Raw genomic sequence first — 14,695 nt, 5'->3', positions numbered from 1 at the left:
GTGTCGATATGAGATGCGACGAACTGCACGTGACCGGCGTCGATGAATGGACCGCCGTGGCCAACAGCATCGTTCCGATGGACCACCGGTACCGAGATCGCAACCAGTGGCAGGTCACGCTGATCACGCAGCACACGACGAGCTACAGCCTGCTGCGCTGGGATCAGCCGGGGGACCGACAGGCCTTCCGCACGCCGTCACACATCCGCCGGATGCCTGCCGAGGATTTCTACTGGCTGGTGATCCCGGAGCGCGGCTCGTTCAGTGTCGCCGATGATCGCGAAATAACTTGTGTCGCACCGGGACAGGCTGTACTGACGGGATTGGACCAGCTGCTGCGATTGTGGGTGCCCAGCTCGGTGGCATTCGGCTTCCAGATCCCACGCGCCGACATCGACCACGCGATAGCACCGCTGGGTACCCGCCGACCGGTGTTCGACCTCGAATCCGGACTCGGCCGCATCGCCCGGACCATGATCCGCGAAACCCACGCCGAACGATCCCGGCTCACCGGTCGGCAATTCAATGCGGTCTGCGACCGGACCACCGAACTGCTGTGCATGATGGCCGTTGGCGATCGCAGCCCGCAGCGGGCGCATCTGGCCGAGACGGCCGAGGCGGTGCGCCGGTATGTGCGCGACAATATCGGGGTCGCCGATCTGCGGCTGGCCGCGGTGGCGCGGGCATTGAGCTGGTCGCCACGGCAGTTGCGCACCGCGCTCGAGCACGCCGGAACCACCTATCGTGAAGTGCGCCAGGATGAATCATTGCGTGCGGCGCGCGCCATGCTCGAAAACCCGAGCGCGACACTGACAATCGGCGAGATCGCCGCGCGCAGCGGATTCACCGTTACCTGGTTTTCCGCCGCGTTCAAGACGCGATACGGCGAAACTCCGAGGGAATTCCGCAAACGCCGGCTGGCCGAGACCCTCGACCAGCCGACACCGGCGGTCATTCGGATGGATACAACCGCACCGGCAGCGTCAGCGGGCCCGCGGTAAGGATTTGCGGGCTGACCGGAAGTGACGCCGAGTCCTGCGTCAGATGTAACAGCGGGAAGCGGTTGAACAGCGTGGACAGCGCGATACGCGCTTCCAACCGGGCCAGCGGAGCGCCGAGGCAGATATGCGGACCGCGCCCGAAGGCCAGCTGACCGCGGTGATCATGATCGATGTCGAAGACATCGGCATTCGGGTAGTGCTGCGGATCCCGCCCCACACCGCCGTACCAGATGACGATTGCCCCCTTCGGCAGGTCGACGCCCGCGATGGTGACATCCTGCTGGGCATAACGGAGATTGGCGCTGTACACCGGCGACCGATATCGCAGTGCCTCCTCGACCACATCCGCCCAGCGGTCCTGGGTGAGAGCCTTGTCCAGTTGCCTGGGGTTCTCAGTGAGCGCGATGATCGCGTTGGCCAGCAGGTGCACGGTTGTCTCGTGTCCGGCCACGATCACCAGCCACAGCATGTTGACCAGCTCGTCGGTGGTCAGATTGTCGGTGTTGGCCGCAATCAAGGCGGAGGTGAGGTCGTCGCCCGGCTCGCGCCGTTTACCCTCGATGAGCTCGGTGAAGAATGCGATCATCTCCCCCATCGCCGTCTGCATCTGCTCGATGGTGCTGGTGTGCGACACGATCGTGGTGGACCAGTCCCGGATTCGGCCCCGGTCCGCCTTCTCCACACCGAACAGTTCACAGATCACCCGCACGGGGAACGGGGTGGTGAATCGCGGGACGAGGTCGAATTCGCCCTGTTCGTCGGCGAAGTCATCGATGATTTCGTTGACGATCTGATGAATCCGGGGCTCTAGCCCGGCCACCCGAGCTGGTGTGAATGCGGCGCTGATCGTCTTGCGCAACCGCCGATGGTCCTCGCCGTCCTTGTTCAGCATATGGTCGATATCGGTCAATGCGCGCATCGGCCAATCCGCCGGAATGGTGCCGTCGTGCAGCGCCGGGCACTTCTGGGCGTTCTTGCTGAAGATCGTGCCGTCACCCGCGAGGACCTCGCTCACCGCCTGGTAGCTCACGGCGCTCCAGGCCGCGACGCCGCCGGTCAACTCGATCGGAACAAGTGGCCCCCGTCGAGCGATTCGCTCATAGGTTTCGAGAACCGTTTCTCCAGCGGTGGGCAGCTGGATGACCGACTCGGTCATACTGTCTCCAATGGTGTGATCGAAGAATGGCACCCGGACCATCCGAGTTCGTGCCAGGTCAGTGTCGATCACCCGCCGCGCGATAGCGGGCCGATCGATATCCTCCGCCCTGCAACGCAATTCCGCCGCGATCGGAACATAACTTCGGCGCGGAGGACCTTTCGGCACACGCGTGGCAAGGTGTTCTCGATGAGCAAGCTCAATTGGAGCCATAACGCCTACTACCAACGGTTTCTGATGCGGCAGCTGCCCGCCCCGTGTACTCGGGTGTTGGACGTTGGTTGTGGGGCTGGGGCATTCGCGGGAGAACTTGCGCGGCGGGTCGAGCACGTCGATGCGATCGATCGGTCACCGGTGATGATCGATGCCGCGAAGCAGGCGACGCCGGACAATGTCCGCTGCATTCTCGGGGATGTGCTGACGGAGCCGCTGGCCGGTGATGCCTATGACGCGATCGTCTCGATCAGCACGCTGCACCATTTGCCGCTCGACGAGGTGCTGCCGGTGTTGGCGCGCGCAGTGCGGCCGGGCGGCGTGCTCGCCGCTGTGGCATTGCCCCGGCCCGATCTGCTTCGGGAATTGCCCGTCGAGTTGGCGGCGGTGATCGGGCATCGATTGTTCGGCATCGTGTTTCGGATTCTTCGGGCGCGCGGGCGGGGCAGTTGGTATGCGGTCGAGGCGACCCATGATGTCATGCCGGTTGTGCTCGATCCGCCGCTGACGACGCGGCAGGTGCGGGCGCGGATCGCGACGATTCTGCCCGGTGCGCGGGTGCGGCGGTTGGTCTTTTGGCGCTACTCGCTGGTGTGGCGCAAACCCGCCTAGACGGCGGCCGCGCGCTTGGCCTCGCGGCGCTGTCTGCGGCGAATGCGGTAGCGACGGATCCGGCTCGCCAGTAGATACACCAGGACCACGCCGATCACCAGCAGTGTGCCCGCGCAGATGGCCGCCACGACAGGGTGGAAGATCGCGATGGTGACGATGCCGCCGACGGTCAGATCCTCGACGAGACTCATCACGATATTGCTAGCGGGCTCCGGTGAGGTATTGATCGCCATCCGTGTCCCAGCCTTCACGAGATGGCTTGCCAGGGCGGTGGTTCCGCCGACCGCACCGGCCGCCAGTTGGGGCAGCGATCCGTCCTGGCCTGCGAGCAGCGCGGCGACGACCGCACCCGATGCCGGGCGCACGATGGTGTGCACCGCATCCCAGAAGCTGTCGAGATAGGGGATCTTATCCGCGACGGCTTCGATGAGGAACAACACACCGGCCGCGATCAGCACATCGGTGCGCTGCAGCGCCTCGGGCACGTCATCGGATAGACCGGTCACGCCGAATAGCCCGAGCAGCAGGACCACCGCATAGGCATTGACCCCGCTCGCCCAGCCCGCGGTAAAGATCAGGGGCAGTGCTGACATGCGGTCATCGTATGGCGCTCAGCGCAGTACGGCGCGAGCCCGCAGCCGACCGAGCACGACCAGTGTCACCGCCGACAGCGGACAAGTACTCGCGGGGAATCGAATACGGCATCCGCCGAGACCGTTGCACTCGCACTCGCGCAGGCGTCGGAAGCCAGGGACCACTGCTACGCCTGCGCGGGAGCCGATTCGGGAATTCTCACCGCGCTGCCGACACCGCAACCCCGGCACCAGCAGAACGGGCTCACCTCGTAATGGTGCGTCAGCGCACCTGGGGTGCGACCTTCGCGCCGAGCAATTCGATATTGTGCAGCACCTTTTCGTGCGGCAGCGTGCCGACGCTGGTGTGCAGCATGAAGCGGTCCAAGCCGAGGGTGTCGCGGATATCGGTGATCTTTTCGGCGACGTAGTCCGGCGTGCCGACGAAGAGAGAACCGCTCTGGGAGCGCAGTGCGTCGAACTGCGCGCGGGTCATCGGACCCCAGCCGCGTTCGCGCCCAATGGTGCTCATCGCCGCGGCATACGGCTCATAGAAATCGGCGACGGCCTGTTCGTCGGTATCGGCGATATAGCCGTGCGCGTGCACCGCCACCGGCTGCTTCTCGTGGCCGCCCTCTTCGAGCGCGCGGTGGTACAGGTCCACCAGCGGCTTGAAGCGTGCGGGCTGACCGCCGATGATCGCGATCGCCAACGGTAAGCCCAGCAGTCCGGCGCGAACCACGGATTCCGGACTGCCACCCACCGCGATCCAGACCGGCAGCGGCCGGTTGTCGGTGCGCGGGTAGATCACCGCATCGCGCAGCGGGGCACGGAATCTGCCGTTCCAGGTCACCGGCTCGTCCGCGCGAATGTGCAGTAGTAGCGCCAGCTTCTCCTCGAACAGCTCGTCGTAGTCGCTCAGGTCGTAGCCGAACAGCGGAAAGCTCTCGGTGAACGAACCGCGTCCGGCCATCAGCTCGGCACGACCGTTCGAGAGTCCGTCCAGCGTGGCGAAATCCTGGTACACCCGTACCGGATCATCGGAGCTCAGCACGCTTACCGCGCTGGTCAGCTGAATGCGCTCGGTCCGAGCCGCGATCGCCGCCAGCACCACCGCGGGCGCGGATGCCGCGAAATCTTTGCGGTGATGTTCGCCGACACCATAGACATCGAGTCCGGCGCGCTCGGTGGCGACCGCCTCGTCGACCACCTCGCGCAGCCGTTCGGCCGCGGTTGGCGCCGGTCGGTCGCCGACCGGGTACAGCTCCGCGAAAGTCGTGAGTCCCAGTTCCACAGCTCGAGTCCTGTTCATGTGTAGTTTCTACGTCAACCACTAGACTAAACGGACCGTGGTCCGCAACTATTCCGGCTGTTGACCGCGCGTTCGCGCGCGGGCACGGACAGTGCACGCTGACCGGTGCGGATAGTCTTGTTCCATGTCAGTGCGTACCCGCCAGCCGCTTGTTCCCGGCACGCTCTCGCCCACCCGTGAGGTTCCGCGCTCGATCGTGCGTCCGGAGTATGCGTGGAAGAAGACCGTGAACGAGGGCAGCGAACCCTGGGTGCAGACGGCCGAGACCATCGATAAGATGCGGATCGCGGGCAAGATCGCGGCGCAGGCACTCGAAGAGGCGGGCAAGGCTGTCGCGCCCGGTGTCACCACCGATGAGCTGGACCGGATCGCGCACGAGTACATGTGCGACCACGGCGCATACCCATCGACCTTGGGCTACAAGGGTTTTCCGAAGTCGTGCTGCACCTCGCTGAACGAGGTGATCTGCCACGGCATTCCGGACTCGACGGTGATCCAGGACGGTGACATCGTCAATATCGATGTGACCGCGTATATCGACGGCGTGCACGGCGACACCAATAAGACCTTCCTGGCCGGTGATGTCGACGAAGAGGTGCGGCTACTCGTCGAGCGCACGCATGAGGCGACCATGCGGGCGATCAAGGCAGTCCGGCCGGGCCGGGCACTCAATGTGATCGGGCGCGTCATCGAGTCCTACGCCAACCGATTCGGTTACGGCGTCGTACGCGATTTCACCGGGCACGGCGTCGGCCCGACCTTCCACAGTGGTCTGGTCATCCTGCACTACGACCAGCCCGCCATCGAATCGGTCATCGAGCCCGGCATGACCTTCACCATCGAGCCGATGATCAACCTCGGCGGTATCGACTACGAGATCTGGGACGACGGCTGGACCGTCGTCACCAAGGACCGCAAGTGGACCGCGCAATTCGAGCACACACTGGTCGTGACGGAAACAGGCGCCGAAATTCTCACTTTGCCGTGAGGGGTGGGTCGTGCGGTTCGAGGCTCGCGTTGTTGGGTCGTGACGGACGCGGGCGCCGAAATTCTGACTTTGCCGTGAGGGGTGGGCCGTGCGGTTCGAGGCTCGCGTTGTTGGGTCGTGACGGACACGGACCTCCGCTGACGGAGCCGGCACGTTGAAGGGCGCATTGCTGATCGCTGGGACCACCTCCGACGCCGGGAAAAGCGTTGTGGTGTCCGGACTTTGCCGGATGTTGGCCCGGCGGGGAATTCGAGTCGCGCCGTTCAAGGCGCAGAACATGTCGAACAACTCGGTGGTCACCCTCGACGGCGGCGAGATCGGTCGCGCGCAGGCACTGCAGGCGGTGGCGTGTGGGCTCGAGCCGAGTGTGCGGTTCAACCCGGTCCTGCTCAAACCCGGCAGCGACCGACGCTCCCAACTCGTGGTGCGCGGCAAGGCAATCGGCACCGTCGGCGCGCGCGACTACTTCCAGCATCGCCAGGATCTACGGGAAGTCGTTGCCGCCGAACTGGATTCGCTGCGCACCGAATTCGATGTGGTGATCTGCGAGGGCGCCGGTTCACCCGCCGAAATCAACTTGCGCGCCACCGATCTGGCGAATATGGGTCTTGCGCGGGCGGCACGACTACCGGTGCTCGTGGTCGGTGATATCGACCGCGGCGGCGTGCTCGCGCACCTGTTCGGCACCGTTGCGGTACTGGAACCCGAAGACCAGCAACTGATCTGCGGCTTCATTGTCAACAAGTTCCGCGGCGACGTCGAGTTGCTGCGTCCCGGCCTCGACCGGCTCACCGAGCTCACCGGACGCCCGACCCTCGGTGTCATCCCCTACGCGGACGAACTGTGGATCGACGCGGAGGACTCGCTCGGCACCATCGCCGACGCACCGGTCGGTCGCCCCAGTCCGCCGCGCGGCACCGAATGGCTCACGGTCGCCGCCATCCGTCTGCCGCGCATCTCCAATTCCACCGATGTCGAAGCGCTGGCCTGTGAGCCCGGTGTAGCGGTGCGCTGGGTGAGCGACCCGTCTCGGCTTGCCGATGCCGATCTGGTAGTCCTGCCGGGCAGCAAGGCGACCGTCTCGGATCTGGAGTGGTTGCGGCGCACCGGAATTGCTGATGCGCTGCAGGCAAGGTCCGCGGCAGGTCGGCCGATCCTCGGCATCTGCGGCGGATATCAGATGCTCGGCAGTCGCATCGTCGACCGAGTGGAATCGGAAGCGGGGACGGTCGCGGGGTTGGGTCTGCTCGATCTGGAGATCGAATTCGCCGATCCGAAGGTGCTGCGGCGCAGCGCCGGACGAGGTAATGGAATTCCCGTGCGCGGCTATGAGATCCACCATGGTCGTGTCGAGCGCAGCGGCGATCCGACCTGGCTCGAGCTGGACAGCAAACCCGAGGGCACGGTGCGCGGTGCGGTCTGGGGCACTCACCTGCACGGCCTATTGGAATCGGATGAGTTCCGTCGCTCCTGGCTCCGCGATGTCGCCGACCACGCCGGGCGGCACGGTTTCGTCGTCGCCGACAATACCTCGGTAGCCGCGATCCGCTCGTCCCAACTGGACCTACTCGCCGACTTGATCGAACGGCACCTCGATATCGCCACCATCGAACGTCTGCTCAACGACGGCGCACCTGCCGATCTGCCCGCCATCGTCTCCGGTCTGGGAATCGGCAGCATCCCGCTCTGACCAGCGCGGACAACAATCGAAATGCTTATATTCCTGACTCGCGGGTAACTGACACGCGGTCCCGTTCAAGTCGGGCGTGTACCGTACTCCGGCATGAAATCTCGGCGGATCACGGTCGGTGACCGGTCATGGACCGTACGGGTCGACGGCCCGGAGTCTCGGCACAGCGTGCTGCTGTTGCCCGATGCCGGTGATCCGGTCGACGTCTACGATCAGGTGTGCGCGCGTCTGCACACCTCGGACCTGCGCACCATCGCGGTGGAATCGGTAGCGGACCTGGATCCGGCGGGTGTGCACGCCATCCTCGACGAACTCGGCATCCCCTGGGTGAATGTCGCCGGACGCGGCGCGGGCGCGCAGCTTGGCTGGCAGGTCTGCGCGGGTGGTTTCGGCCGGTTCATCAGCCTTGTGGTCGCCGATCGTGGGCATCCAGCGATACCGGCAGCCGATGGCACCGTCGCGGACCCGACGTGTCGGCCGGTAGAGGTCGCCGCCACCGTGCTGGTCACCAAGAACATGCCGCGGTCGGTCGCCGATGCCTCCGGTCGTTACGTCTACGGCGAGTTCCGGGTGGTGGAGATCGACGTCGACAATGTGGCGACCGAGGCCGACCACGAATTGGCCACCGAGATCGTGCTACGCACCAGCCTCTGGTGAACCGGCGGTCTTCTTGCGGAAGACCGCCAACCAGTCCAGCCAGCTGTCGAGTTCGGCGAAGGCCTTGGCCAGCGGTTCGGCCGAGGACAGGAAGACATCGTGGCGCGCGCCGTCGATCGGGACGATATTGGTCCGATCACCCAGGCAGCCCGACCAGCGCTGAATCTGGCGCACATCGAGCACCGCATCCGCCACATCGACGGCCGGACCGTATTTGCGCGCGAATTTCGTGATGCGCGAACGCAGAATCAGCGCGGGCACGCCGACCGACAGACCCGCCTGCAGCTTGGCATGCCCATTGCGAATCGCACGCAACCAGCCCAACCGGACCGGGAAGCCCGCCAGCGGTTTCCAATCCAGGTTGTAATGCCATTCGCCCGCGACGCTGTAGTGCAGGCTGTCGCCGTAGGAGCTGATCTTGGCGCCGGGTAGTTCGAACATCGACCGGAACCGGCCGAGCAACTTGATCACCGGGGTGCCGATGGTCCGGTAGTACGTGGGGCCCTGCAGGTCGAACCAGGGACTGTTGAGCACCAGACCGACGATTCCCGATTCGGCCGTGCCCTTGGTCTTGTTGAGCCGGTCCAGCCAGAGCGGCACGATGAGTCCGCCGGTCGAATGCGCGACCAGCAGCACGTTATCGCCCGCCTCTTCCTGGACGATGCGCAGCGACTCGTTCAGTTCGGCGTCGTAGAGCGCCAGATCGGTGACGTAGTGCGGCGTCTGGCCGTCGCGCAGCGAACGACCGCACTTGCGCAGATCCAGCGCGTAGAAGCGATGCCCGCGCCCGGCGAAGTGTTCGGCCAGATGCTGCTGGAAGAAGTAGTCGGTGAAACCGTGTACGTACAGCACCGCGGGCTCGGTCGCGGCGGCACCGGTGTCGGGGGTGTAGCGAACGAGGGTCGCCACGGCCTCACCCTCACCATCGGGGTCCGGGCCGAGCGGCAGCGTGCGCTGTTCGTAGCCCGCGCCGAGGACATCGGGGTGCCACCGCTCGGCCGCCAGAGCGGTGATATCGGACACGCTGAGCGAGGCTTCATTCGTCACAACGATCAATGTAGGCGACGTCAGCGCCGTTTCGAAGATCGAAGCCCGGAAGGAATCTATGTCACATTCGTCAGGTTCGTTGCCGGACTTCGAACAGGTGAGGTGCACAATTGGGCTAGGTGAACGGCGGGTAACCTACACCCCGCCGAGTCACGCAGGACTCGCAACAACCACATAGCGCCCGTGCCCAGCAGGCCCACCGTGGGGGTGGGCGTGCGCAGAAGGACAAGGAAGTCGATCTACCCGTGCCGAACGCTGCCATGACTGAAAAGACCGATGTAGTACTCATCGGTGCCGGCATCATGAGTGCCACTCTCGGCGCACTGCTTCGGCAGCTGCAGCCGGAATGGTCGATCTCCCTATTCGAGCGGCTGGACGCGGCCGCCGCTGAGAGCAGCGATCCGTGGAACAACGCGGGCACCGGACACTCCGCACTGTGCGAGCTGAACTACAGCCCGCAGAATCCGGACGGTTCGGTCGATATCAGCAAGGCCATCGATATCAATGAGCGGTTCCAGGTCTCGCGCCAGTTCTGGTCCTACGGCGTGGAGAACGGCATCCTCGGCGATCCCTCCGCCTTCATCAACCCCATCCCGCACGTCAGCTTCGTGCACGGCGCGGACAACGTCGACTACCTGCGAAAGCGGTACGAGGCGTTGTCGCGGCATCCGCTGTTCTCGACGATGGAATACATCGACAGCCCCGACGAATTCGCCAAGCGGCTGCCGCTGATGGCCCGGGGTCGCGACTTCTCCGATCCGATCGCGCTGAACTGGACCAACGAGGGTACCGATATCGACTTCGGTTCGCTCACCAGCGAACTGCTGGCCTACCTCGGCCGCTCCGGTGTCGATCTGGCCTTCGGTAACGAGGTGCGCAATCTGACCAAGCAGTCCGACGGTTCCTGGCTGGTCAGGGTGCGCAACCTGCGTACTCGCCAAACCCGAACGCTCATCAGCAAATTCGTCTTCGTCGGCGCCGGTGGCGGTGCGCTGCCGCTGCTGCAGAAGGCGGGCATCAAGGAGGCCAAGGGTTTCGGTGGCTTCCCGATCAGTGGTCAGTTCATCCGCTGCACCAACCCGGATCTGATCTACAAGCACGAGGCCAAGGTCTACGGCAAGGCGGCTGTCGGCGCGCCGCCGATGTCGGTGCCGCACTTGGACACTCGCATCATCAAGGGTCGTCCCGGCCTGCTGTTCGGCCCGTATGCCGGATGGACGCCGAAGTTCCTCAAGGATGGTAAGAACACCGATCTGTTCAAGTCGGTCAAGCCGAACAATATCTTCTCCCTGCTCGGCGTCGGCGTCACCGAACTCGGCCTGACCAAGTACCTGATCAGCGAGCTGCTCAAGTCCGAGGCGGGCAAGGTGGCCACACTGGAGGAGTTCATTCCGCGCGCGGATGGGCACGACTGGGAGCTGATCACCGCGGGGCAGCGCGTACAGGTCATCCGGCGCAAGGGCGCGGGCGGTGTGCTCGAGTTCGGCACGGCGGTTATCGCCGCCGAGGACGGCACCATTGCGGGTCTGCTCGGCGCGTCGCCCGGCGCGTCGACGTGTGTGAGCGCCATGATCGACGTGCTGCAGCGCTGCTTCCCGAGCGAGTACGCCGATTGGTCGCCCAAGCTGAAGGAAATGGTGCCTTCGCTCGGCGTGAAGCTCTCGGAGAACCAGGCGCTGTTCCAGGAAGTCTGGGATTGGTCGACTAAAACGCTGAACCTGAACGGTGTGTCGGACAACACGCGAAAGCACACCGCGGTGTGAGCGACGGGGTCCGGAGGCGGTAGTTCGCGTAACCACGCAGGGCCCGTCAACATCGCGAATCGGGCACTGCGCGGTGTTGAGCGACGGGCCGGGAAGTGGTGGTTCGCGTGAATACACAGGGCCCCGCGACATCGCAAATTGGACACAGCGGTCGCGCCGAACGCGCAGTTGTGATAGCAAGACGCGATGATGTCAACGGTTGCACTCAAACGGTCCTGGGCGCTCGATCTCGACACCGCCACCCTTTATCAGCTGTTGAAGCTTCGCGTGGAAGTCTTTGTCGTCGAGCAGAAGTGCGCGTACCCGGAGTTGGACGGCCTCGACCTGCTGCCGGAGACGCGCCATTTCTGGCTCGATGACGAGGGCGAGATCATCTCGACGCTGCGGCTGACCGAGGAGCACGAGAACGGTGTGAAGTCCTTCCGTATCGGCCGGTTGTGCACCTCGCCTCCGGCGCGCGGGCACGGCTACACCACCCGGCTGGTGCAGGCCGCGCTCGCCGAGGCGGGTTCGGCGACCGTGCGCCTGAGTGCCCAGACCTACCTGGTCGACATGTACGCCAAATTCGGCTTCAAGCCCGATGGCGACGAGTTCGAAGAAGACGGCATCATGCACCTGCCCATGCGTAAGGGCTGAGCACCGGCGGTCTTCGAGCGGTCGCACAGGTCGTGGCTGGCTAAGGCGTGGCTTGTGCGAGGTTGTCGCTGGGGATGCGAGACCTTGCCCAGTGGCGGGGCGGTGCAGGGCGCTGTTCGGCGGCGCGAATAGAGTTTGGGGCGTGTCATTGCCCCGAACCGAAAACGCGCCGCATACCCCTTCGTTGACCGGGACGCGTCCCGGTGCCGATGGTGATGCGGGCTTTCCGTTCTCGGCGGTGGTGGGGCAGGAGCGGTTGCAGCTGGCATTGATCCTGTGTGCGGTGCATCCCGGGATCGGCGGCGTATTGGTGCGCGGGGAGAAGGGGACCGCGAAATCGACCGTGGTGCGGGCGCTTGCGCAATTGCTGCCGCCCATTGTCGATGAGACGGGTGCGCGGCCCGCTCGGCTGGTCGAGTTGCCGGTGGGGGCCACTGAAGACCGGGTGGTCGGTTCTTTGGATCTGGAACGAGTGTTGCGCGATGGCGAGCATGCGTTCCGGCCCGGACTGTTGGCGGCCGCGCATCACGGCGTGCTCTATGTCGACGAGGTGAATCTGCTGCACGACCACCTGGTGGACGTGCTGCTCGATGCCGCCGCGATGGGTCGGGTGCATATCGAGCGTGATGGGGTTTCGCATTCGCATCCGGCACGGTTCGTGCTGGTCGGCACCATGAATCCGGAGGAGGGTGAGCTGCGCCCGCAGCTACTCGACCGATTCGGGCTCACCGTCGATGTCGCGGCCTCACGGAATGTGGACGTGCGGATGTCGGTGGTGCGGCGTCGGCTGGACTACGAGGCGGACCCGGCCGGATTCGCCGCGCGCTATGCCGCGGCCGACCGGGAGGTGGCCGAACGGATTCTGACCGCCCGCGAGCGGGTCGCATCCGTCGCCCTCGATGATGTGGAGTTGCGGCGAATCGCCGCGCTGTGTGCGTCATTCGATGTGGACGGGATGCGAGCCGATCTGGTGGTGGCCAGGACCGCGACTGCTCATGCGGCCTGGCGTGGGGCGGATGCCGTGGCCGAGGCGGATGTGCGGGTTGCGGCCGAGTTGGCGCTGCCGCATCGACGGCGGCGGGATCCGTTCGATGAGCCGGGGATCAGTGAAGAGCAGCTGGACGAGGCGATGCGTGCCGCGAGGGAAGAGGCGGAAAAGCCCAGTGCTCGTGCGGAATTGGAGCAGGGCGGGGATCTGGACGGCGGTCGTTCGGACGATGGTGGTTCGCGTGGTCTGGACAGTGGCCCCAGCGGTGCCGATGACGCCAGGGCCGATGGCGGTTCGGATAGTGCGTTGAACAGGGCGGACGATCCGGACGGTGGTCCCAGCAATGGTGGCCCGGATGATCGAGGCCCAGAAGATGATCCAGACGGCGGTCCCGACAACGGCGGTTCAGGCGCTCCTGACCCCGACGGCGGCGGTCCGGATGCACCGGGCGGCGGGCAGTCACCGTCCGCGCGCGAGGGTCGTATCGGCGCACCGGCGACATCCGTTGTGACACCGCCTCGTTGGGAAGTGCCGGGCGTCGGCGAGGGCGCGGCGGGCCGCCGCTCGCGCGCGCAGACCAGGCAGGGACGCATGGTGCGCTCCAGTACCGATACTTCCGGCGGCCTGCATCTGCTCGGCACCGTGTTCGCCGCCGCACCGTACCAGCATGCCCGCGGCCGAGCCGAAGGACCGTTGAAGTTGGCCGCCGATGATCTGCGCGGTGCGTATCGCGAAGGGCGCGAAGGCAACCTGGTGGTGTTCGTGGTCGATGCCTCGGGATCCATGGCAGCACGCGATCGTCTCTCGGCGGTTACCGGCGCGGTCGTGGCTTTGCTGCGTGATGCCTACCAGCGGCGGGACAAGGTCGCCGTGATCACTGTGCGCGGTCGAGAAGCCGAACTCGTCTTGCCACCGACCTCTTCGGTGGATATCGCGGTGCGACGCCTGTCCGGCATCCGCACCGGCGGCAAAACCCCGCTCGCCGCAGGTCTTTTGAAGGCCCGCGAGGTCGTGCACCGCGAGCGCGTCCGCGATCCGCGCCGCCGCCCGATGCTGGTCCTGCTCACCGACGGCCGCGCCACCGGCGGCGTCGATCCGGTGCCGCGCGCCCGCGCCGCCGCGAATCTGCTTGCCGCCGAGGCCATCACCTCGATGGTCGTGGACTGTGAACGCGGCATGATCCGCCTCGGCCTCGCCGCCGACCTGGCCCGTACCCTTCGTGCCGGCTACCTGCAACTGGCCGAACTGACCGGTGACTCGGTCGCCGCCGTCGTCCGCGCCGGGTCCGGCCGCCCCGGCCCGACGCGAGCCGCATGATCGTGGCGGGCGTTGTGACCGATGTGGACGTTCTGATCAATGGGCTATCAAGGAGTTTCGATGCCTAAGGGTGTGCCGGAGACGGTTCCGGATGATGGGCTGACGACGCGGCAGCGGCGGAATCTGCCGGTGCTTGCGGTGCATACCGGGCCGGGCAAGGGGAAGTCGACGGCTGCGTTCGGGATGGCGTTGCGCGCGTGGAATCAGGGCTTCGATATTGCGGTATTCCAGTTCGTCAAGAGTGCGAAGTGGAAGGTGGGGGAGGAGGCGGCTTTTCGTACGCTCGGTCGTCTGCACGAGGAGACCGGTGTCGGCGGGCCGGTTGAATGGCACAAGATGGGCGAGGGATGGTCGTGGACCCGTAAACAGGGCACCGATGAGGACCACGCTGCCGCTGCACTGGCCGGGTGGCGCGAGATCGCGCGCAGGCTTCAGACCGAACAGCACCGCTTCTACGTCCTCGACGAATTCACTTACCCGCTCAAATGGGGTTGGGTCGATGTCGACGAAGTCGTCGAAACCCTTCGCGACCGCCCCGGCAACCAACACGTGGTTATCACCGGCCGCGATGCCCCCCCAACACTCCTGAATGCCGCCGACCTCGTCACCGAAATGACGAAAGTCAAACACCCCATGGACGCGGGCCGCAAAGGCCAACGGGGCATCGAATGGTGACCTCACCGCTCGGGAATGCGTTGGTAGGGGGCGGCACTCGACGTTTGCCTGCACCAGTGCATCACTCG

The 14,695-nt window shown here is 65.4% G+C and carries 13 protein-coding genes; 9 read left to right on the top strand and 4 right to left on the bottom strand.

The window, feature by feature from the left end; translation table 11 throughout:
• The first annotated feature begins 8 nt into the window (after nt 1-8).
• Complete coding sequence (locus ACIBG0_RS13420) at nt 9-1,001, top strand: AraC family transcriptional regulator (RefSeq protein ID WP_397032221.1); 993 nt, start codon at nt 9-11, stop codon at nt 999-1,001.
• Here ACIBG0_RS13420 and ACIBG0_RS13415 read toward each other — a convergent pair.
• The gene (locus ACIBG0_RS13415) at nt 952-2,157 is read right to left on the bottom strand and encodes a cytochrome P450 (RefSeq protein ID WP_397032219.1); all 1,206 of its coding nucleotides are present in this window, start codon (nt 2,155-2,157) and stop codon (nt 952-954) included. The two genes, ACIBG0_RS13420 and ACIBG0_RS13415, sit on opposite strands and share 50 nt — an antisense overlap.
• A 189-nt stretch (nt 2,158-2,346) precedes the next feature.
• Between ACIBG0_RS13415 and ACIBG0_RS13410 the strand changes: the two genes are divergently transcribed.
• Entirely contained in the window at nt 2,347-2,982 is a 636-nt protein-coding gene (locus tag ACIBG0_RS13410) for a class I SAM-dependent methyltransferase (protein WP_397032217.1), read from the top strand.
• Here the strand turns inward: ACIBG0_RS13410 and ACIBG0_RS13405 are convergent.
• Nucleotides 2,979-3,575: a DUF4126 domain-containing protein gene (locus ACIBG0_RS13405; RefSeq protein ID WP_397032215.1), complete on the bottom strand. Its 597-nt coding sequence runs from the start codon at nt 3,573-3,575 to the stop codon at nt 2,979-2,981. The genes ACIBG0_RS13410 and ACIBG0_RS13405 overlap by 4 nt on opposite strands.
• Nucleotides 3,576-3,837: 262 nt before the next feature.
• Nucleotides 3,838-4,848, bottom strand: coding sequence for an LLM class flavin-dependent oxidoreductase (locus tag ACIBG0_RS13400; protein WP_397032684.1), 1,011 nt, complete (start codon nt 4,846-4,848; stop codon nt 3,838-3,840).
• Nucleotides 4,849-4,990: 142 nt separating this feature from the next.
• Here ACIBG0_RS13400 and map point away from each other — a divergent pair, with 142 nt between their 5' ends.
• The 3 genes from map to ACIBG0_RS13385 all read left to right on the top strand — a co-directional run bounded on the left by map (nt 4,991) and on the right by ACIBG0_RS13385 (nt 8,201).
• Nucleotides 4,991-5,854 (top strand): type I methionyl aminopeptidase, encoded by an 864-nt coding sequence (gene map, locus ACIBG0_RS13395; RefSeq protein ID WP_397032213.1) that lies wholly within the window; start codon nt 4,991-4,993, stop codon nt 5,852-5,854.
• Nucleotides 5,855-6,008: 154 nt separating this feature from the next.
• Nucleotides 6,009-7,544: a cobyric acid synthase gene (locus ACIBG0_RS13390; RefSeq protein ID WP_397032211.1), complete on the top strand. Its 1,536-nt coding sequence runs from the start codon at nt 6,009-6,011 to the stop codon at nt 7,542-7,544.
• Nucleotides 7,545-7,637: 93 nt separating this feature from the next.
• On the top strand, nt 7,638-8,201 hold the full coding sequence (locus ACIBG0_RS13385; RefSeq protein WP_397032209.1) for an alpha/beta hydrolase: 564 nt from the start codon (nt 7,638-7,640) through the stop codon (nt 8,199-8,201).
• On the opposite strand, the gene ACIBG0_RS13380 is transcribed toward ACIBG0_RS13385, so the two are convergent.
• Entirely contained in the window at nt 8,181-9,248 is a 1,068-nt protein-coding gene (locus ACIBG0_RS13380) for an alpha/beta hydrolase (RefSeq protein ID WP_397032207.1), read from the bottom strand. The two genes, ACIBG0_RS13385 and ACIBG0_RS13380, sit on opposite strands and share 21 nt — an antisense overlap.
• A gap of 260 nt (nt 9,249-9,508) precedes the next feature.
• Here ACIBG0_RS13380 and mqo point away from each other — a divergent pair, with 260 nt between their 5' ends.
• The 4 genes from mqo to cobO all read left to right on the top strand — a co-directional run bounded on the left by mqo (nt 9,509) and on the right by cobO (nt 14,627).
• On the top strand, nt 9,509-11,011 hold the full coding sequence (gene mqo / locus ACIBG0_RS13375; protein WP_397032205.1) for a malate dehydrogenase (quinone): 1,503 nt from the start codon (nt 9,509-9,511) through the stop codon (nt 11,009-11,011).
• Between the two features lie 186 nt (nt 11,012-11,197).
• On the top strand, nt 11,198-11,647 hold the full coding sequence (locus ACIBG0_RS13370) for a GNAT family N-acetyltransferase (RefSeq protein ID WP_397032203.1): 450 nt from the start codon (nt 11,198-11,200) through the stop codon (nt 11,645-11,647).
• A gap of 184 nt (nt 11,648-11,831) precedes the next feature.
• Nucleotides 11,832-13,952: a VWA domain-containing protein gene (locus ACIBG0_RS13365; protein WP_397032682.1), complete on the top strand. Its 2,121-nt coding sequence runs from the start codon at nt 11,832-11,834 to the stop codon at nt 13,950-13,952.
• A gap of 60 nt (nt 13,953-14,012) precedes the next feature.
• The gene (gene cobO, locus ACIBG0_RS13360; protein ID WP_397032201.1) at nt 14,013-14,627 is read left to right on the top strand and encodes a cob(I)yrinic acid a,c-diamide adenosyltransferase; all 615 of its coding nucleotides are present in this window, start codon (nt 14,013-14,015) and stop codon (nt 14,625-14,627) included.
• The last annotated feature ends 68 nt before the right edge of the window (nt 14,628-14,695 follow it).

The organism is Nocardia sp. NPDC050630 (assembly GCF_044457245.1).
Taxonomy (GTDB): Bacteria; Actinomycetota; Actinomycetes; order Mycobacteriales; family Mycobacteriaceae; genus Nocardia.
The sequence above is the reverse complement of the archived record's forward strand: the minus strand, read 5'-3'. Positions and strand labels throughout refer to the sequence as shown.

Excerpts from the sequence above, each read along its gene's own strand:
- mqo (WP_397032205.1), top strand. The coding sequence starts at position 9,509 with ATGACTGAAAAGACCGATGTAGTACTCATCGGTGCCGGCATCATGAGT.
- map (WP_397032213.1), top strand. The coding sequence starts at position 4,991 with ATGTCAGTGCGTACCCGCCAGCCGCTTGTTCCCGGCACGCTCTCGCCC.
- cobO (WP_397032201.1), top strand. The coding sequence starts at position 14,013 with ATGCCTAAGGGTGTGCCGGAGACGGTTCCGGATGATGGGCTGACGACG.
- ACIBG0_RS13405 (WP_397032215.1), bottom strand. The coding sequence starts at position 3,575 with ATGTCAGCACTGCCCCTGATCTTTACCGCGGGCTGGGCGAGCGGGGTC.
- ACIBG0_RS13415 (WP_397032219.1), bottom strand. The coding sequence starts at position 2,157 with ATGACCGAGTCGGTCATCCAGCTGCCCACCGCTGGAGAAACGGTTCTC.
- ACIBG0_RS13420 (WP_397032221.1), top strand. The coding sequence starts at position 9 with ATGAGATGCGACGAACTGCACGTGACCGGCGTCGATGAATGGACCGCC.
- ACIBG0_RS13410 (WP_397032217.1), top strand. The coding sequence starts at position 2,347 with ATGAGCAAGCTCAATTGGAGCCATAACGCCTACTACCAACGGTTTCTG.
- ACIBG0_RS13370 (WP_397032203.1), top strand. The coding sequence starts at position 11,198 with ATGATGTCAACGGTTGCACTCAAACGGTCCTGGGCGCTCGATCTCGAC.
- ACIBG0_RS13385 (WP_397032209.1), top strand. The coding sequence starts at position 7,638 with ATGAAATCTCGGCGGATCACGGTCGGTGACCGGTCATGGACCGTACGG.